Genomic DNA, 19,526 nt, shown 5'->3' with positions numbered 1-19,526 from the left:
CTGAGCCGCAGGCGAGTTCTGGCCCTGCCGCAATGCTTTTAGCCATCTCACGGAATCTTAGTTGTATCCCCCGACGGAGTCCCTGCTCGGGCCGATATCCTCTCCCTCTGGCGTACCTCTTTCTCTCCACCTTCCGGAGCTTTAATTATATCCCCCAACAAAGTCCCTACCCAGCTCGATGCATTCTCCGCATACGCCACACTTCACTCACCACCGTAAGCACCCTTGCACCAATAACAACCACCATAATACGAATCACACAATACAACAAAGCTCCCTTTTTTGACGGAAGCCCAAATACACACAACACCATCCTTTTAATAACCGAAAGCCCAATCACATCCAAAGCATGAATTGCATAAATATACAACGAAAATCTTCCACACCAACTCAAAAATCTGCTGATCTTTGCACCTTTCACATAAATAAATTGCGATAACTTTACTACAAAATATGTACCACAAACAGGAGCCGCCAAAGAAATGATTCCACCATAGGAAGCCTGATGTACCCCAACACACCCCACTTTAATATCAAGCAGCCATACAAACAAACCAATCAAAATACTTCCCACCGGTAATTTTTTCAGATCTTTTTCGAATATTTTCTTCTCTTTCATCACACATCCCGAATGATAAAAGAACATTCCATACACACCCGCCTGTATTCCCAACGGCAGCCAAAAATAATCCCTCAACTGTGAAGCCATCATTGCAAGACAGATTATCAGCAACCACATTGAAACTTCATATTCTTCAGATATCTTTTTTACACATAGATACAATATCTGGCACATGAATAACGACATCAGAAACCAGGTCATACCAATCTGACTTACAGGTTTTCCATCAATTCCCTTCTGCATATCTCTTCCGGCAGCATAAAAAAGTGAACGCCAGAATTCTGTTTTTAAAAACAGCTCAGGGCTCATTATCATCGTACGGATAAAATTAATAACTACGTACGGTACCACTAATTGTTTAATCTTTTTTACTATTACAGAACTGATTTTTACATCCGTACTTTTTAAACACCATCCTGATAAAATGAAAAACAGTGGCATATGAAAAGAATAAATAAATACCATAAGTCTTTTATCCGCAGGATAGGCATTTTTCCATGTATGTCCTATAATAACACACAAAATTGCAATTCCCTTCGCAATATCTATAAACTCTTCTCTCTTTTTCTTTTCCATTACTTCACAACTCCCTAACCCAGCTCTAAAAAGTCTTCTAATTTCCTCCTGAAATCTCTCTCAACAACTCAATATCGCTGGGTAATACTTTAATATTCGTAGTCAATTTTTCCCCCTCAGGGCTGATATAAGTTACTTCAAGAATACTTCCTTCCCGGATTCCCCTCTTGGATACCGCATTACAAAAAGCAGGAAATTTCGGGTGATTCTGTTTAAAAGTATTCCAAGCATTCATAATCTTCATCATGTTTCCAAAATTACCAATTCCCATATCTTTCATCCTCGTTCTATACAACAGTAGCTGCCATGCTATCATCACCAAGCACAGCAGCCACTATTATTAATCTTAGTCTATTATTTTATAAAAATCATCTGTTATCTGCGCTTATCTACCATTGGAAATACTGTAAAATTATCTACTTTTTTCTCAGAAAATACTGCATTACGCAACCATTCTCTTGACTTTTCAACCTGTGCATCAATCAATTGTTCCGTTTTTACATAATCAATTGGTTCCTCAACCATAGGATGACCAATAATTGTTGTAGCATCTTCTGTAAGACGATCTAAAAGCCCAAATCCGCCAAGAAGTGACGCAAATCTAAGGCTTCCTCGTTTTTTATTAGATATCGCACTAAAATTCTTCTGAAAGATAATCGCAAAACAAGTACCATGGAATGAATCCGTCACAACATAATCACTGTGATCAAAGCAATACAGCCATTCCGGCAAATCTACTTCATTAAGAATTTCTATCGGCACCCCCGCAGGAATTCTCATATTCTGCCTGTTTCGTTCTCGCTGTCCTGGTGCCTCATCAAGAATAACTTTTACTTTTTTGTTCATTCTCTTAGATACATTGAGAAGTGCTTCTGTTTTTTCTTTTGTTGGGTCCAAAATATATGCCAAAATATATGGTCCCTCAGCACATTCCGGTCTAACGTTTTCTATCTCTGCATATTGATTCTTCTTGCAGAAGAATACCGGGTCTGTTACCCATGTGGCATCAACACCAAACACATTCTTACACATCTCAATCGCAAATTCTTCTCGTACAGAAACAGCATCAAATCTCTGAAGATAATATGCCGAAAGTTCTCTGTATGGCTCCGGACCTCTATACTCACTTTTACCAAAAGAAGTACCGTAAGCTATTTTTTTCTTATTATCATCTGCAAAATTCAGGAAATAATATTGTCCATAAATTCTGCTGAGTCCATAATTCCATAACTGATCCGATCCAACAATAAATCCATCACAAAGATCATTAAATTTTTTAAGCTTATGCATAGGATAAATTGGACTGATATTATAATGTTCTCTTGCAAATCTTCGTGGATCGGTTTTTGTCATGGTATCGCCTTCACGGGATAATGGATTATTTATCATAAGAACAGACAGTCCCATGGAAGTTAATTCATGATGCAATGCATAATAAGTGACCATACTTCCATAGTTACGTCCATACCACAGACCAATAATACCAATATCATATTTTCCCCGCAGACTATACTCTGTGGCTCTCTTGAATGAAGATGTTTCTAACAGCTGGAAAAAGCGTTTTCTGGATGGATGAGCACCATTCGGCTTATTGATCTCACCTTCACGTCTGCTCTTATCTAACAATTTAGAAAGCTCAATATTCTGTACCATTTTCATTCGAGTTTTTACAACTTCGAAAAGTTTTTTTCCTTTTTCCGAATTAACAAGTACAGCCGATGTTCCAATTCCATCCGAATATTCCCGTTTTATATCGCCTGCTTCCCAAAAATCCCCTAAAGAAATATCTGCCTGTCGTGGTATAGCCAAAAATCTACAGGAGCTACATGCAGGTCGTCTGCTCAATCCGATAAACATTGCTCTCAGATATGCATTTGTTGATGATCTCTCAAAAAAGCTTGTTCCATCTTTAAAATAAACACTGATCGTGTTGGCCCATCCAAATGCCCCTCTGTTTCTGAACTTTACTGATTCAACTTCTTTATCCGGAAAAGAATCTTTTAAGTATCTTTCAAACATTTCCTGTGATGGAAGCCCATGGCAAAAAATATCTACAGTAATAAGATTCTCATATTCCTGACCTAAAAACGCATATAACGCAGCAACATCACAAGGCACTCCGGAAAACAGAACCGTTTTTCCTTTTTTTAAAAGTTTTTCAATTTCTGGACAAACAGCCCTAATATCACTTTTAACATATTTTATATTATGAATCTGATCAAGATCTTCCTTTTTACGGATCAGGACATGTTCTACGGATGTTCCGTTTTTATATGCCGCTCCACAGACATACCCTCCGGATTCCAATATAATATTAGAAAGAAGTGTAAAGCATCCGCCAGCTGATCCCTTTCTGCGAATCTCATCCTCAGCCATCATAACATAGCTTTCCGGCTCCTTACTATTTTCATATTTCACCTGAACGGCCGGGCAATGCTTTAAACATTTTCCACATTTCACACATTTATCTGTATCAATCTGAGGATATACATACCCTTCCGCATCCGTTTCCATCTGTATTGCATTTTGTGGACAAATTTCTGCACAGACTCCACATCCACAACAATCCTGTTCAAAAATTGCGGCAACCGTTATATCATCTGCTTTTTTCAGTTTTGCAGGTACAAATTCTGGGACTTTTTTCTTTGTATCCACAGACTCTGTTTTTCTTTTTCCATATTTTTTTACGATTTTCTTTGCTTTCACCTGAGTTTCCGGTGACATTTTGTCATATATTTTTCGTAAAAATTCCTGATTCACTACGAATCCTCCTTAATTACACATTCTTTTCTTCTTTTTGTGTAACATAGTTTTTCGCCATTTTTTTAGCTTTTTTCTGCATGCCAATTGGAAGACGATATAAAAGTCCCCGCCAAAATGTAGGTTTTACCTGCTCAATCTCTTCTTTAGTTACAACTAATTCCTTTTCTTGATCAGCTTCCACCCTGACAGGATAAGCCTGATATGTTTTTACAACTTTTTCAGAAAACATTGCATGTTCCAGCCATTTTCTGGAGCGTTCTCTCTCTGATTCTAAAATCTCATTCACAGATGCATAATCAATATCTTTTAATAATGTTCCATTATTTATAATATTTTTGGAATTTTTCACAAGTCTATCTTCTAAATGGAACAATTTCACCAGAGATTCTGATCTAACCATACCCCTGGCTTCATTTCCAATACCTGCAAACGGTTTTTCGTATAAAATAGCAAAGCTCATACCATGACAGGAATCCGTTACAACATAACTGCTATTTTTAAAATAAGCGACCCAATCCGGGAAAGTTACATTTTCGAGGACTTTCTCATCACCCATTTTTTCTTTGTTTTTCTTGAAAGTTCCTGTTTCGCCATCCAGAATAAATACCGCTTTCAATCCTTTTTTCTCTGCCAGATGTTTAACAGCCTCACGTTTCTCAGGTGTTGGATCAAGAATGTATGCTAACAGATACGGCTCTTTTTCTGAACGCTGTGATTCTTTTGCAACATCATCATATACTTTTCGATCTGTTGAAAATACAGGATCCAATACCCTGGTGGAATTCACGCCAAAAACATTATCAAGGATATCAACTGCTGATTCTTCCCGTACAGAAATCGCATCAAACTTTTTCAGAAGATCACTTGTTATAATTCTCTCCCGATCTGATCTGTAATCTCTTTTATGTCCGAAAGAACATGCAACTGCAACTTTTTTCTTTTCAGGTCTTGCAAAGTTCAACAGGAAACTCCGTCCAAAATTCCGGGCTACTCCAAAGTTCCATACCTGATCAGATCCTACAACAAACGCATCACAAACCTGATTTAAAAGTCCCATTTCAGAAAGTTTATATTTCCGGCTTACATGGCAGTGTTCTCTTGCAAAAACGCGGCTGTTTCTCTTTGCCACAACATCTGCCGGGGTTTTTCCTAAACCTTCATTATCGATCAGGAGCACTGCAAGGCCCAAGCTTTCCAACTGTTTGTACAAACCATAATAAGTCGCAATACTTCCATAGTTATTGCCAAACCATACGCCGACAATACCCACGTCGTAACGGCCTTTCATACAATAATCTACCGCTTTATGAACACTTGTATAATTTATCATTTCAAAAAAGCGGCCTCTCTGTGGTGGAACCTTCATTTTCTGAGCACCAAATCGATTTCTCTTCAATGCATCCAACGGAACTTTTTCGATAAATTTAACATTATCTTTGATTCCATTGAATAATTCTCTGCCCTTTTCATTATTGATTAAAATCATGGATGTTCCGACATCGTCATTAAGTGATTCTTTATATGCCGAAATTCCCCATGCATCACCGATCGTAATATCTGCCTGTTTAGGAATTGCCGCAAATTTACAATCCTCACAGGATTGACGGAGAAACAGACTCTTGAAAGATCCAATTTCAAATGGATCAAGCACACCGGATCCCATATATGTTCGTCCGTCTTTCAGGATAACCTCACAGGTGGTTCCGCTCCAACCATAGCGTTTTGAACGGAAATAAAATTTGTCTATATTTTCACGTCCATTAAAAGTTTCATCTAAATACTGCTCAAAAACTTTTGGAGATGTCGGTCCATGGCACATAAGATCTGCAGTAAACAGACCTTTTGTATTTTCACCGAGAAAAGCTTTTAAACCGGCAACCTGACACGGCGTTCCTGTGAACAATACCGTTCTTCCCTCATCCAGCAATTTTTTTACTTTTGGATAAGCCTCGCCCAATTCGCTCTCTACATATTTAGATCTACGCATAGGTTCCAGCTCTGTTTCATTTTCTGCAAAAGTGTGATAAACATGAAATTTTTCATCCATCACAACTCCGCAGACAACTCCTCCTTTGGAGAAAATGTATTTTGCCAGAAGTGTAAATGCCCCACCTGAACTGCTGTCTAGGCGGATCTTATCATCCGCCCATATTACATAAGATTCTGGTGATGCGATATTGCTTCTGTCTTTATCATGTAAGCCTGGACATATTCTTCGGCATTTTCCACATCCTGTACATTTTTCTTCATCCACTACAGGATAACGAAATCCCTCATGATCATTCTGCATGCTAATTGCCCCGAAAGGACAGGTAAACTGGCAAGCTGTACAGCCATAGCATTCGTCTTTTTTTAAATCCCCTATATGTTTTACACTCATTTATCTATCTCCAAATATTTTCTCCAGAAACTTTCTGAAGTAAATTCTTTTCTGTGATCTCTGTACTCTTTCTCCAAACGTTCATGAATCCTAGCATAACGGTTGAAAAGCTTTCTTTCCCTGCTGAACAGCTCAAAAAATCTCTTCTTATCCATTTCTCTGTATGCACCCTGCTTCAGATATGGGTTCACTGCAAGAAGTTTCCTTCTGAAAAAATATCTGTGCGGTGAATAATACCAGTCATAAGCCACTGGAACAACTGACTTTTTCAGCCATTTTGTTGGCCAAAAATGCCCATTGTAAGTAATCCTGTACAGAAATGTCTCCAGTGATTTACGTGGAAGATCCTGTGCATAAACACTAAGTACCTTTGTTGGTGCTTCCGGAAACTTAGAAAGTGGTTCCATCTTCTCATTTTTCTGAGATTTCTCTTTCAGAAGTTTCTCACCCTGATTCTTCATGAAGAATTTATATCCCTTCATGTAATCCTCAACCGCATCAAGAAGGAGCTCCGCCCCATCATAGTTAAAGCGAAGAAGGTTTACACGAATCAGTTTACGGATACGGGTCATAATATCCACATTCTGGCATACTCCACTGGCTGCCTGAAGCATCAGTGTATTTCTGTGCACCTGATAAAATTCCATTGCTCCGTTAAATTTGTTTGTAAAGCCCATATGCCAGATACAAATACCACTGAGTGTAATGAATTTTGCTTTATTACGCAGGCTGTATTCTACATCATCACCACGTACAAATACTGGCAACGGTAAATTATCTTTACGTACAAATTCTGCAGGGATACAGCAATACCACCATCCTGCATAAGCATTCTTCGGCTGATGGAACATTTCCTCACAACGAAGGATATCTTCCATCTTTCTTGTGTCTACACGGTCTTTAATCGGTCCATAAGTTCCCTCATGATCCATAAATCCAACATCCTCATACAGGTAATTCATCTCTTCATAGAAAAGCATTGCTCCACTGATAAAGTGATGCTCATACTCGGGACGAACAATCTTCAGAAGATTATAGGTACGGATCAGACTCTCCGGAAGGATCATAACGTCGTCATCCATGAGGAGAACGTGTGTCGGCTTCTCCTTATGGTCCATTGCCTCCAGCATACCTCGTGTAAAACCACCAGCCCCGCCTACATTCAGATTGGGATGTACCATTACATGTTCTGTTTCCAGCTCTTCTACCGGAAGTGTGCGTCCATTATCCACTACATGAATCCAAAGATTCTTCGCCAGGCTATCGTTACCTGCAAGTACGGTATCCTTCAGAAGCTGAATATTAGGAAGGATATAATCCTCTTTCTTAAATGTAGTAGTGCAAAGATGAAGAGATACATGACGTACCTGTTCCTCATCGATTTCTGTATCATACTCTCCACCATAAACCACACATATTCCATGTGTATGGATCTCAAAACCAGCAAGCATCAGATTATTTTCCGGATATTCCAGACTAATCTCCTGCGGCTCTGCGGCAGAAACTTTTGCTCTGTGCAAAACTTTTCGGATATACTGCGTATCTTTTTTCTCATAGCCTGTAAGGATAATCTCCATTTCACCTTTTACACGCAGTTTCAGTATTAATTTTGACGCATAAGTATAAGTTTTCCATTTCAGAAGTGAAATAGAGTTAAAATATGTGCAGAAATCAATTACCTGGCCTGCACCTAAAACAATTGTTTTCTTTTCTCTGTCATATACCGGACGGCTGCTTTTGAAGAACATTTCCCAGTATGCTTCCAGTCTGTCATTGTCGCAGAACAGGATATTCTGCAGTTTGTAATTCTTACTCATTCTTATCAATCTCCAAATAATTATTCCAGAATTCTTCTGTTATCAGTTTCTTCCAGTTCTTGCGATAGCTTTCCCTGGCTCTTTCAAAGTACCTGTCTGTTTTCCTCAATGCCAGTAACAAATATATGCTCAGACGTATTGTTTCCGCAAGATTTTTGTCTGCTTTCAGGCAAAGTCCCGCAGAATCTTCATAAACTACACGTTTTTTTCTGGCTGCAGTATAAACACTGACATCCGGAGTTGTGTAGAATACATTCTTTTCTTTTTTATCCAGTCTTTCCAGTTTTGGAAGACGTTTGACAACATTCTGCTGAATCTCTACGCCATCTGTGTCTTCCAGCCATTTTTCACCTTTCAGAAAATCCAGCATCGCACAGATATTCAGATAAATATAGGAATATCTTCCTCTCAGTAGATTTCCTGCTGCCCATTTCATCAGAAAGGCTTTCCACTGACGTTTGGTCCAGTCCTCATAATGAATAGCATTTAAGATCGCCATATTTCGGATATCATAATATTCTCCCATCTGCGGAAGTTTTTTGATTACGACCTCATGCCAGACTCCGATTCCATTCAAAGTCATCAGGCTGCCCATACGAATTCCATATTCAATATCATCTCTGTGAATAAACACAGGAAGTGGAAGTCCTTTTTCACGGATTGACGGTACCGGTATACAGCAATACCACCATCCACCGTAATCCCAGTTCTCGATCTTTGCATTTTCGAGAAGAGTTTCCGGTTTCCGAAGATCCAGATTCTGTCTGCCGCCCTGAATTTTTCCACGGTTCCATAATGCTCCGCATTCAAACTGATTCCATGGAACATCCCTTTCTATGAGTGAACCTCCAAGAGGTGCCTTCTGCCATTTTTTCTTTACAACAGATAAAAATAATTCTGTTTTTTTAAGCACATCCGGATTCAGGACAATATCATCATCCATCAGGATTACATGAGTAAACTCCGGAATCTTCAGCGCCTCGATCATACCTCTTGTAAATCCACCTGCGCCTCCACAGTTCCGGTTCAAAACAAGATGTACCCAGTCCGGAATCATTTCCTCTGTCAGTGTATTTCCATTATCTATAAGAAAAACTTTCGGACGATATTCCTGCTCCATTCTGGAAATCCTCTCAAGATTTCCGATTACCTCTTTTTCACGGCGACAGGTACAGATCACTACTGCAATCTGAACATCCTGCTGTACTTCCACTTCAGAGCCAAAAACAATATTCCGGAGATAACATCCTTGCTCCAGTCCTTCCACTCGAATCCAGACGGCCGAAAATTTTTCCGGATCAGGCATTTCAAAAGAAGCCGTATCTCCCTCGGTGATACATTTTCGTTCCTCGTATACAGCACTTTTTTTTCCATCTGTATAACAGAGCGCTACTTTGCAATTTCCGGAAACCGTAACCTCCACATGAAGCCCGTTCAGTTCGGTATACTCTGACCACTGTCCCGGATAAAAACCATTAAAATATGTAAACAGTTCTGCTTTTTCGTTCTCCGGTATGTATAATGATTTTTTTTCTTCATTGATTACATGTACGCCTTCTGTTCCCTGATAATAAAGTCCATGATTTTCTTCTGTACTGTCAGGAAGCATCATTGTCTGTACTGTTTTATACTTCATTTAGTTTCTCCCTAAGCCTCATAATAAAGTGTCCTGGATAGTATAACAGATATCCGCTTTTTCTGATAGCCCATACAAATTTATTTTCTACCGCATTATAAATATCGGGATAACTCTCATGAATTTTTCCATCCATTTTCCGCAGTCTGCGGCACATTTTTACAGAGCACGGAAAACTCAAATAGATCTTAAAATGGCTGCTTAAAACATTGGAAATTCCATTTTCAAGATATACCAGGTATTCTCTGTCGGCCCCTTTTGTTCTCTGTTTCCGGTAATATTTCAGAAGGCTTTTCAGAACCCTCTCATGATTTCTGTGATTCTTTCGCATTTTTTCCAGTGTCATGCTCTGACCCTGGCGCCCCAGTCTGTACATGTATACAAATTCATCCAGAAATACAATACTTTTGACTTCCGGAATCGGATACATTACAAATTCCACATCTACATAATAGCAGTTTTCATCAATTCTCATTCCTGTTTTTCGAACCAGATCTGTTCGAATTGTCATGGAATGCATCTTTACAAATGTTTTTTCCGCAACTTCATGAAAATCATATTTCCTGCCATATTCCACACCCGGAAACGGATGTCTGTTCTGAATACTCATTTTCCCGGATTGCTCATAAACCCAGAAAAAATTGCTCCAGACAATATCTGTGTGAAATTTTTCCAGGCCTTCCACAAGCCTGATAAAAGCTTTTTTATTTACCCAGTCATCACTGTCCAGTACCTTTACATATTCTCCGGCAGCATGGTCCATTCCTGTATTGATCGCCGATCCATGTCCGCCATTTGGCTTACTGATCACACGGACAGAATCCGGATGTGCTGCCACATACTCCATTGCAATCTCTTCAGACCGGTCCGTCGATCCGTCCAGAACCACCAGTATTTCTATTTTATCCAGAATCTCTCTGATCATCAGCGATTCCAGGCACTGACGGATGTACTTTTCCATATTGTACACTGGAATGATAACTGACAAAACCTTTTGCATATTTGTTTACCTCATTATATATGAAATCGCATCACGAATCCCGGCCACATATATCAGCCGGATTCCTTTCATGCTCTCTGTTGCTGCCCGGTTCACTTCCGGCAGGATTACCGTTTCAAATCCCAGTTTTTTTGCTTCCTGCACCCTTTGTCCAGCCATGCTGACAGCCCGGACTTCGCCACTTAGGCCAATCTCTCCAAAAACCATAACAGAATCCGGAATAACAATATCTTTGGCACTGGAAATAATTGCCAGGCAGATTGCTAAGTCAATGGCCGGTTCCGTCATCTTCATTCCTCCGGCAATATTTACATAAGCATCAGAAGATGCAAGATGAACTCCTGCTTTTTTCTCCAATACTGCCATAAGAAGATTTACACGATTAAAATCGGTACCAACTGCCGTTCTCCTGGGAATCCCAAAATTACTCTGGCACACCAGTGCCTGAATCTCCACCAGAATCGGTCTGGTTCCTTCCATAGAGCAGGCTACTACGGAACCGGATGCATTCTCCGGTCTTCCATTCAGCAGAAACTCGGAAGGATTTTTCACTTCCTCCAGCCCTGTATTCTGCATCTCAAAAACTCCGATCTCATTGGTCGATCCAAAGCGGTTTTTTACCGCTCGCAGAATTCGATAGGAAGCATGCCTGTCTCCTTCGAAATAAAGCACGGTATCTACCATATGTTCCAGCACACGGGGGCCGGCCACATTACCTTCTTTTGTCACATGGCCAACAATAAAAATAGATACACCCATGCCTTTTGCAATCTGCATCAGAACATTGGTCGATTCTCTTACCTGTGAAACACTTCCCGGTGCAGAAGTAATATCTTCATGGAACATTGTCTGAATAGAGTCCACGACTACCACATCCGGCTTCGTCCGCTCTATGATTTCACGGATATTTTCAAGATTGGTTTCACATAACAGTTTCAGTTTATCATTAAAATTCCCCAGTCTGTCCGCCCTTAATTTAATCTGCCGCAGAGATTCCTCACCGGAAATATATAATACGGATACTCCCTGGGAAGAAAGATTTCTGCAGACCTGAAGAAGCAGGGTAGATTTACCGATTCCGGGATCTCCACCCACCAAAACAAGGGAGCCAGGAACAATTCCGCCTCCCAGTACCCTGTCCAATTCACCGATTCCACAGCTCTGACGTTCATCTGCCGAAAGGCTGATATCTTTTAAAATTACAGGTTCTGTCTTCTTCTGCAATACTTTTACGCCGGAGGAAGCGGTTTTTTTAGAAGAAACCGTTTCCTCCACAAATGTATTCCATGCCTTACATGCAGGACATTGCCCCATCCATTTGGCCGATTCATACCCGCATTCCTGGCAGAAATATACTGTTTTTTTATTTTTTAGCATTTTACGATTTTTACTTCTGCTTTGGTGTTCGCATCCAGTTCAACACTGAAAGAAAGCTTGCCACCCAGGTTTGTAGTCATGGTGCCTGTGCTCGCTCCATCGATAAATACCTGATATTCTGTCTCAGCTTCAAGTTCTACTGTGATCTGAGAGTCCTCAAAGCCCTGTACCTCAAAGCTCATTGTAGTTCCATCCTGCTGAAGATGAAATACACTTGTTCCCGGAACAGACTCATATACGAACATTCCATTGCGCTCAAGCTTGGTAATCTCCTTATATGTTTTTACTTTATACATATCTCCCTGATACTGATAATCCGACAGTTTGGATTTCTGGTTTAATTCGTAATCTCCAAAACTGATAGTACCGTTATCTTCTGTACGGATCAATTCCTGTACCACTGCCATGATCTTATGTCCTCCTGAAATTCTTTTGTTGTATCTTTAAGATGATGTTAATTATAGCTTATTTTTTTTCTTTTTGCCATAGAAAGTGACAAAATTCTTATACTTTTCAAAAACTCCGGTTTCATTCCCCGGAAACTGTAATAGAAAAGCAGATTTTTTTATCTTTTGCTTTTACCTGTACCGTATCTCCTGCTTTGATCTTTCCTGCCAGAATTTCCGTTGCCATTTCATCTTCGATTTTTGTCTGGATTGCACGACGCAGTGGTCTTGCACCATACTTACTGTCAAAACCTTCATCTGCAATGAGATCTTTTGCCGCTCCTGTAATTTTCAGAGTGATATTCAGCTGTTCCTGGCATCGTTTTTCCAGATTCTTGAGCAGGATCGTAACAATTTTGCGGATATTCTCTTTATTGAGAGAATGAAATACCATAATCTCATCAATTCGATTCAGAAATTCCGGTTTAAACATCCTTCGAACTTCTTCCATAACTCCGTTTTTCATTCGGTCGTAATTCTGTTTTTCTGTGTCGCCGGACATAAAGCCAAGATGCTTCGGTTCCATAATCACCTGTGCACCGGCATTGGAAGTCATAATAATAATCGTCTGTTTGAAATCCACTTTCCTGCCATGAGCATCTGTGATATGGCCATCATCCAGCACCTGTAAAAGAATATTAAACACATCCGGATGCGCTTTTTCGATTTCATCAAAAAGAATTACACTGTACGGATTTCTTCTCACTTTTTCACTGAGCTGTCCGCCTTCTTCATATCCTACATATCCCGGAGGAGATCCGATCAATTTGGATACGCTGTGTTTTTCCATATATTCAGACATATCTACACGAATCATTGCCTGCTCACTTCCAAATACAGCTTCTGCCAGTGCTTTGGAAAGTTCCGTTTTTCCAACTCCGGTAGGTCCCAGAAATAGGAAAGAACCGATTGGTCTTGCCGGATCTTTTAAGCCTACCCTACCTCTTTTTACTGCACGGGCAACTGCAGAAACCGCCTCATCCTGGCCGATTACACGTTTTTTTAGAACTTTTTCCAGATTTGCCAGACGTCTGGATTCTCCTTCTGTCAGCCTCTGTACCGGAATTTTAGTCCAGTCGGATACAATATCCGCAACTGCTGCCTCTCCAACAGTGAGAGCTTTCCGTCTGTTTCGGCGATCTGCTTTTCTGCGGAGTTTTTCAAGTTCTGCTTCCGCTTCGTTCTGTCTGGCCTGCGCTTCTTTCGCATGTTCCAGATCTGCATTTACAACCGCCTGTTCTTTTTCTTTCAGAATATCGTGAATTTCCCGCTCCAGCGCCTCTGCCTCCGGCGACGGATGATATCCAGCTAGCTGCACTTTGGAAGCAGCTTCGTCAATGATATCAATGGCTTTGTCCGGAAGGAAACGGTCATTAATATAACGGACAGACATTTTTACCGCCGCTTCAAGTGCCTCATCCAGAATCTCTACCCCGTGATGTTTCTCATAGTATGGACGCAGGCCTTTCAGAATTTCAATTGCTTCTTCCTCCGTAGGCTCTTCTACTGTAATAGGCTGAAAACGGCGTTCCAGAGCTGCATCTTTTTCAATATATTTCCGGTATTCCTCCAGAGTCGTCGCCCCAATCAGCTGAATCTCTCCTCTGGAAAGAGAAGGTTTCAGAATGTTAGAGGCATCCAGAGCACCCTCTGCCCCACCGGCGCCGATAATTGTGTGAATCTCATCAATAAAAAGAAGGATTCCCTGCTGTTCCCTTACTTCGTCAATGACATTTCGAATACGTTCTTCAAATTCTCCACGATATTTGCTTCCTGCTACCATTCCGGAAAGATCCAGAACTACCACACGTTTATCTTTTACAGTATCCGGAACCATTCCTGTGACAATCCGCTGTGCAAGCCCCTCTACAATAGCTGTTTTTCCGACTCCGGGTTCTCCTGTCAGGCATGGATTGTTCTTGGTTCTTCTACTTAAAATCTGGATCAGTCTGGCAATCTCCTTATCTCTTCCCACAACCGGATCCAGTTTGCCCTCTTCCGCCATTTCTGTAAGATCCCTGCTGTACTGGTCAAGCGTTGGTGTGGCACTTCCATTTTTTCCTCTGGAAGCCTTTACAGATTGGAATTCTTCCGCAATAGCATCGCTGTCCATTCCCATAGCAGCAAGAACTGCCGCATAAAGTTTCTGGATATTCACTCCCATGGTATACAAAAGTCTTGTACCTACACAGTCTGTTTCTTTTAACATTGCCAGCAGTAGATGCTCGGTGCCTGCCTCCTCAAAATGCATGGCCTCCGCTTCCGCATATGCATTTTCCAGAACCCGTCTTGTTCTGGGACTGAATCCCGGTTTCTGTGCAACTGCCGTATTTCCCGGCGGTGCGATCAGTTCATCAATCAGTGCCAGGGTTTTATCTGCCTGAATACCAAATTCTTCCAGCACTCTTCCAGCAGTTCCCTCTTTTTCTTCCACAAGACCGACCAACAGATGCTCCGTGCCAATATAACTATGTCCGCAGGAGCTGGCTGCCTGTTTTGCCAGAACAAGAACATTCTCCGCCTGTTTTGTATATCGTTCCTGCATGATGTCTCCTCCTATCTGTCTGTGTCATATTCGTCAAAAATCTCATCCACCAGCTGGTGAACTTCTTCCCTTGTTACATTTTTACAACATCCCCATGCCATTGCCACTGTCAGATTCTGTTTCATTTCTTCCAGAGCTCTGACCTTATCCGCATCAATGGAGATCACAGCGCCCTTCCGTCTGTCAATGGTTACAAAACCTTCCTGCCGAAGCAGTGCATATGCCTTGTTTACCGTATGCATATTAATTCCTGCAATACTTGCAAGCTGCCGTACAGAGGGCAGAGCATCCCCCTCATGAAGTCTTGATGTAGCTATCCCCATTATGATCTGATTGGTGATCTGCATATAGATCGCCTCATCACTGTTAAAATCGATTTCTATCACCATAGGGCAATCTCTCCTCTACAACAGCAAAAGGCTGCCCAGTTTCATCCTGGCAGCCTGCTGTAATTTTTTGTTTTTATTTGCTGATCCCTGCAATCTTTTCTACCTGTTCTTTGTTCAGAATCAGATTAAAGCCCAGTGGATTTATCACATAAGCGTTTGCCTGTGGAATCATCAGGCTCGGAAGTTTGTCCATGGTTACTTTTGCAACACGGAGATTTTTACCTCTTCCGAATTTCTCAAACTCCATAACATCTGTGAATACAGGCTGCAGAATCTTGTCCTCTTTGTTTTTCAGATATGGAATATGAAGTTTTCCGTCTTCTTCCTGTTCTGCATTGATAGCAATCAGAAATTCTGCTTTTCGTAAATTCGCGATCAGCTCTTCTTCAAGCTCACGGATATTTTTGTGTTCTTCCTGTTTTACCGGACGGCGAAGTTCCTGCATAAAGTAAATACCGGAAAGCTCAAGAGATGGATTCAGAAGCGGTCTCTTCGCCGGCTCGATTTTACTCATATCTCTCTGCTTTGCGATTTTTCCAATTTCTATTTCAATCTGCTCTTCTCCATCAATCCAGATTACACTGTTTACTCCGATTGCATACAGCGTTCCATACAGTCTCGGAAAATCTTTCTTCTCATATTTCATGCCCATAAGAAGGATCTTATCCTCCAGGAGCTGTTTTCCATATTCTTTTATTTCTTCTTCTGTGGCAAAAATTCTCGCCTGATCATTAAATGTCTCATCATCACAGGTTACATACGGAAGCTTGGTTGCCTGTGAATATGCAACAAATACTTCTTCCCTGTTTCTGAGTTCATGAATTGCTTCTTCTACACTGATTCCCATTTTTCTGTCCTCTCTGCCTCATCACTTGGATGCGACACTTCAGCAAAGAAATGGCATCCAGCTTTTTATTATTCGTAACTACTCACTGTGTTTCATAGTTGTTACTATTGTACAATGAAATCCCTGTTTTCGTCAAGCTGTGCCTGTGAAAACTGACCAATTCATGCCTCGTCGATCGCTTTTCCAATGTCATGACGCATATATTTGTTTGCAAAACTGATCCACTCAGTAGCAGCATATGCGTTCTTTCTTGCCTCTTTCAGCGTTTTTCCCTTGGCAGTGATACCAAGAACACGGCCTCCGTTTGTAACGATCTGGCCGTCTTTAAATTTGGTTCCAGCATGGAAACAGTAGTATCCATCTTTGTCCTTGAAGTTCTCAAATCCCTGAATCGGAATACCCTTTTCATATTTTACAGGATATCCATCACTTGCAAGAACAACACATACTGCCGCATTGTCTTCGAATTTCAGATCAATCTGATCCAGATTTCCGTCTACACAGGCTTCCATCACTTCAATAATATCATTCTCCATACGCGGAAGAACAACCTGTGCTTCCGGATCACCAAATCTTGCATTATATTCCAGTACCTTCGGGCCATCTGCAGTAAGCATCAGTCCAAAGAAAATAATTCCCTTAAACGGACGTCCCTCAGATGCCATGGCATCTACAGTCTTCTGATAAATATATTTCTTACAGAATTCATCTACTTCCGGAGTATAGAACGGACTTGGGGAAAATGTTCCCATTCCACCGGTATTCAGTCCCTGGTCTCCATCCTTGGCACGTTTGTGATCCTGTGCGGATGTCATGGTGCGAATGGTCTTTCCATCTACAAAAGAAAGCACGGAAACTTCACGACCTGTCATGAATTCTTCAATTACCATGGTATTTCCAGCATTTCCGAATTTTTTATCTTCCATGATCTCTTTTACGCCGGCTTCTGCCTCTGCAAGATCCTGGCAGATCAGAACACCTTTTCCAAGTGCAAGGCCATCTGCTTTCAGAACGATCGGGAATTTTGCTTCGGTTCTTAAATATTCCAGAGCTTTCTCCGGATCATCAAAATTCTCATAAGCTGCAGTAGGGATATCGTATTTCTTCATAAGATCCTTGGAAAAAGCCTTGGAGCCTTCCAGAATGGCTGCGTTTTTGCGCGGTCCGAATACACGAAGTCCCTCTGCCTCAAATACATCTACGATTCCGCCCACAAGAGGATCATCCATTCCCACGATGGTAAGATCGATCTCTTTTTCTTTGGCAAAGGCTGCCAGTTTCTCGAATTCCATTGCTCCGATATCTACGCATTCTGCGTACTCTGCGATTCCTGCATTTCCAGGTGCACAGTAAATCTTGTCAACTTTCGGGCTTTTTGCAACACTCCATGCAATTGCATGCTCTCTTCCGCCGCTTCCTACGATTAATACTTTCATCTGTTTACTCCTTTGTTTCATCTGTTTTGTGATTACTTTAAAGAAACAATTCCATCTGTCACTGTGATCTTGTCATTGGCGATAAGATTGATGGCTTCCGGAAGGATCTTCCATTCTGCTTTCTCCATTACACGTCTCTGAAGCTCCTTGGATGTGTCTCCGTCTTTTACCTTCACCGCTTTCTGAAGGATGATCGGGCCTGTATCTGTACCTGCATCTACGAAATGAACCGTAGCACCGGTTACTTTTACTCCTCTTGCAAGAACTGCATCATGAACCTTCAGTCCATAGAAACCTTTTCCGCAGAAAGACGGGATCAGAGATGGATGGATATTGATGATCTTGTTTGGATATGCCTCCACCATCATCGGAGGAATCGCAACCAGATATCCCGCAAGAACGATCAGGTCTACCCCTCTCTCCTGAAGTTTGGAAAGCAATGCTTTATGGAAAGCCTCCCTGTCCGGATAGTCTTTTGGTGCGATACATATCGCTTCTATGTCATGTTTTCTGGCTCTTTCCAGTGCGTAGGCAGAAGCATTGTTGCTGATCACGATATCCACTTCTGCGTTTGTGATCTCTCCTGCATCAATGGCATCCAGGATTGCCTGAAGATTTGTTCCTCCGCCGGAAACAAGAACGCCGATCTTTAACATAAGGTCACTCCCTTTTCTCCTTCTTCGATGCTTCCTACTACATATGGCTTGTCACCAGTCTTACGGATCGCTTCCATTGTTTTGTCAACATCTGCTGGATCTACTGCCAGGATCATTCCAAGGCCCATATTGTATGTATTGTACATCATATGCTCTTCAATATTTCCTTTTTCTGCAAGAAGTTTGAAGATTGGAAGTACCGGATAGCTGTCTTTCTTGACAACAGCTCTGGTTCCCTCTTTCAGCATACGCGGAATGTTCTCATAGAATCCGCCGCCTGTGATATGGCTGCATGCATGGATCTTCACTCCGGTCTCGCGGATGCTCTTCAGTGCTTTTACATAGATTCTGGTCGGTGCGATCAGTGCCTCTCCCAGAGTTGTTCCAAGTTCATCATAATAAGTATCCAGGGATTCTTTTGTCATGTCGAATACTTTACGTACAAGAGAAAATCCGTTGCTGTGAACACCTGTGGATGCCATACCGATCAGGACATCTCCCGGTTTCAGGGCCTCTCCTGTGAGAAGATCTTTTTTGTCAACGATTCCTACGGCAAATCCGGCAAGGTCATACTCATCCTCCGGCATAAGTCCAGGATGTTCTGCCGTCTCACCGCCGATCAGAGCCGCCTCAGACTGTACGCAGCCTTCTGCAACACCTTTTACGATCTCTGCGATCTTCTCCGGATAGTTTTTGCCGCAGGCAATGTAGTCCAGGAAAAACAGTGGCTCGCCGCCTGCACACGCAATATCATTCACGCACATGGCTACGGCATCGATTCCGATGGTATCATGTTTGTCCATAACCATGGCTACCTTAACCTTGGTTCCGCATCCGTCTGTTCCGGAAACCAGTGTAGGTTCTTCCATATCTTTGAATTTCTCCATGGAAAATGCACCTGAGAATCCACCGATTCCTCCAAGTACCTCCGGTCTCATTGTCTTGGCAATGTGTTTTTTCATCAGCTCTACTGATTTGTATCCTGCCTCAATATCTACGCCTGAAGTCTTGTAATCCATAATGTCCTCCTTATGAC

General features: G+C 41.4%; 15 protein-coding genes. All 15 read right to left on the bottom strand.

Annotation, left to right across the window (positions count from 1 at the left end; genetic code table 11):
• Positions 1-166: 166 nt before the first annotated feature.
• A complete protein-coding gene (locus G5B06_RS14140; protein ID WP_173762139.1) occupies positions 167-1,198 on the bottom strand; it encodes an acyltransferase family protein in 1,032 nt (343 codons plus the stop codon).
• A gap of 37 nt (positions 1,199-1,235) precedes the next feature.
• Complete coding sequence (locus G5B06_RS14135) at positions 1,236-1,469, bottom strand: hypothetical protein (protein WP_173762138.1); 234 nt, start codon at positions 1,467-1,469, stop codon at positions 1,236-1,238.
• A gap of 104 nt (positions 1,470-1,573) precedes the next feature.
• The gene (locus G5B06_RS14130) at positions 1,574-3,922 is read right to left on the bottom strand and encodes a polysaccharide pyruvyl transferase family protein (protein ID WP_274602759.1); all 2,349 of its coding nucleotides are present in this window, start codon (positions 3,920-3,922) and stop codon (positions 1,574-1,576) included.
• A gap of 52 nt (positions 3,923-3,974) precedes the next feature.
• The gene (locus G5B06_RS14125) at positions 3,975-6,341 is read right to left on the bottom strand and encodes a polysaccharide pyruvyl transferase family protein (protein ID WP_148447757.1); all 2,367 of its coding nucleotides are present in this window, start codon (positions 6,339-6,341) and stop codon (positions 3,975-3,977) included.
• Positions 6,338-8,158, bottom strand: a complete 1,821-nt coding sequence (locus tag G5B06_RS14120; RefSeq protein WP_173772325.1) for a glycosyltransferase — start codon at positions 8,156-8,158, stop codon at positions 6,338-6,340. Before G5B06_RS14120 ends, G5B06_RS14125 begins: the two co-directional genes overlap by 4 nt.
• A complete protein-coding gene (locus tag G5B06_RS14115) occupies positions 8,151-9,794 on the bottom strand; it encodes a glycosyltransferase (RefSeq protein ID WP_173772323.1) in 1,644 nt (547 codons plus the stop codon). Before G5B06_RS14115 ends, G5B06_RS14120 begins: the two co-directional genes overlap by 8 nt.
• Entirely contained in the window at positions 9,784-10,794 is a 1,011-nt protein-coding gene (locus tag G5B06_RS14110) for a glycosyltransferase family 2 protein (protein WP_148447751.1), read from the bottom strand. The genes G5B06_RS14115 and G5B06_RS14110 overlap by 11 nt, the downstream gene beginning before the upstream one ends.
• Before the next feature lie 6 nt (positions 10,795-10,800).
• Positions 10,801-12,171: a DNA repair protein RadA gene (gene radA / locus G5B06_RS14105; RefSeq protein WP_173762134.1), complete on the bottom strand. Its 1,371-nt coding sequence runs from the start codon at positions 12,169-12,171 to the stop codon at positions 10,801-10,803.
• On the bottom strand, positions 12,165-12,578 hold the full coding sequence (locus tag G5B06_RS14100; protein ID WP_148447747.1) for an endosialidase: 414 nt from the start codon (positions 12,576-12,578) through the stop codon (positions 12,165-12,167). Before G5B06_RS14100 ends, radA begins: the two co-directional genes overlap by 7 nt.
• Positions 12,579-12,699: 121 nt before the next feature.
• A complete protein-coding gene (locus G5B06_RS14095; RefSeq protein WP_173762133.1) occupies positions 12,700-15,162 on the bottom strand; it encodes an ATP-dependent Clp protease ATP-binding subunit in 2,463 nt (820 codons plus the stop codon).
• Between the two features lie 11 nt (positions 15,163-15,173).
• Positions 15,174-15,551, bottom strand: a complete 378-nt coding sequence (locus G5B06_RS14090; protein ID WP_021977595.1) for a GntR family transcriptional regulator — start codon at positions 15,549-15,551, stop codon at positions 15,174-15,176.
• Positions 15,552-15,624: 73 nt separating this feature from the next.
• The gene (locus tag G5B06_RS14085) at positions 15,625-16,398 is read right to left on the bottom strand and encodes an SseB family protein (RefSeq protein WP_173762132.1); all 774 of its coding nucleotides are present in this window, start codon (positions 16,396-16,398) and stop codon (positions 15,625-15,627) included.
• A gap of 161 nt (positions 16,399-16,559) precedes the next feature.
• Positions 16,560-17,834: a phosphoribosylamine--glycine ligase gene (purD, locus tag G5B06_RS14080; RefSeq protein ID WP_173762131.1), complete on the bottom strand. Its 1,275-nt coding sequence runs from the start codon at positions 17,832-17,834 to the stop codon at positions 16,560-16,562.
• A gap of 32 nt (positions 17,835-17,866) precedes the next feature.
• Positions 17,867-18,490, bottom strand: coding sequence for a phosphoribosylglycinamide formyltransferase (gene purN, locus G5B06_RS14075; RefSeq protein WP_148447739.1), 624 nt, complete (start codon positions 18,488-18,490; stop codon positions 17,867-17,869).
• Positions 18,484-19,509, bottom strand: a complete 1,026-nt coding sequence (purM, locus tag G5B06_RS14070; protein ID WP_148447737.1) for a phosphoribosylformylglycinamidine cyclo-ligase — start codon at positions 19,507-19,509, stop codon at positions 18,484-18,486. The genes purN and purM overlap by 7 nt, the downstream gene beginning before the upstream one ends.
• Positions 19,510-19,526: the final 17 nt, after the last annotated feature.

The organism is Blautia luti (assembly GCF_013304735.1).
Lineage (GTDB): Bacteria > Bacillota > Clostridia > Lachnospirales > Lachnospiraceae > Blautia_A.
Note: the sequence above shows the minus strand (reverse complement) of the source record. Positions and strands in the feature narration are given on the sequence as shown.

Coding starts and splice junctions, on each gene's coding strand:
- G5B06_RS14140 (WP_173762139.1), bottom strand. CDS start 1,198: ATGGAAAAGAAAAAGAGAGAAGAGTTTATAGATATTGCGAAGGGAATT.
- G5B06_RS14135 (WP_173762138.1), bottom strand. CDS start 1,469: ATGGGAATTGGTAATTTTGGAAACATGATGAAGATTATGAATGCTTGG.
- G5B06_RS14130 (WP_274602759.1), bottom strand. CDS start 3,922: ATGTCACCGGAAACTCAGGTGAAAGCAAAGAAAATCGTAAAAAAATAT.
- G5B06_RS14125 (WP_148447757.1), bottom strand. CDS start 6,341: ATGAGTGTAAAACATATAGGGGATTTAAAAAAAGACGAATGCTATGGC.
- G5B06_RS14120 (WP_173772325.1), bottom strand. CDS start 8,158: ATGAGTAAGAATTACAAACTGCAGAATATCCTGTTCTGCGACAATGAC.
- G5B06_RS14115 (WP_173772323.1), bottom strand. CDS start 9,794: ATGAAGTATAAAACAGTACAGACAATGATGCTTCCTGACAGTACAGAA.
- G5B06_RS14110 (WP_148447751.1), bottom strand. CDS start 10,794: ATGCAAAAGGTTTTGTCAGTTATCATTCCAGTGTACAATATGGAAAAG.
- radA (WP_173762134.1), bottom strand. CDS start 12,171: ATGCTAAAAAATAAAAAAACAGTATATTTCTGCCAGGAATGCGGGTAT.
- G5B06_RS14100 (WP_148447747.1), bottom strand. CDS start 12,578: ATGGCAGTGGTACAGGAATTGATCCGTACAGAAGATAACGGTACTATC.
- G5B06_RS14095 (WP_173762133.1), bottom strand. CDS start 15,162: ATGCAGGAACGATATACAAAACAGGCGGAGAATGTTCTTGTTCTGGCA.
- G5B06_RS14090 (WP_021977595.1), bottom strand. CDS start 15,551: ATGGTGATAGAAATCGATTTTAACAGTGATGAGGCGATCTATATGCAG.
- G5B06_RS14085 (WP_173762132.1), bottom strand. CDS start 16,398: ATGGGAATCAGTGTAGAAGAAGCAATTCATGAACTCAGAAACAGGGAA.
- purD (WP_173762131.1), bottom strand. CDS start 17,834: ATGAAAGTATTAATCGTAGGAAGCGGCGGAAGAGAGCATGCAATTGCA.
- purN (WP_148447739.1), bottom strand. CDS start 18,490: ATGTTAAAGATCGGCGTTCTTGTTTCCGGCGGAGGAACAAATCTTCAG.
- purM (WP_148447737.1), bottom strand. CDS start 19,509: ATGGATTACAAGACTTCAGGCGTAGATATTGAGGCAGGATACAAATCA.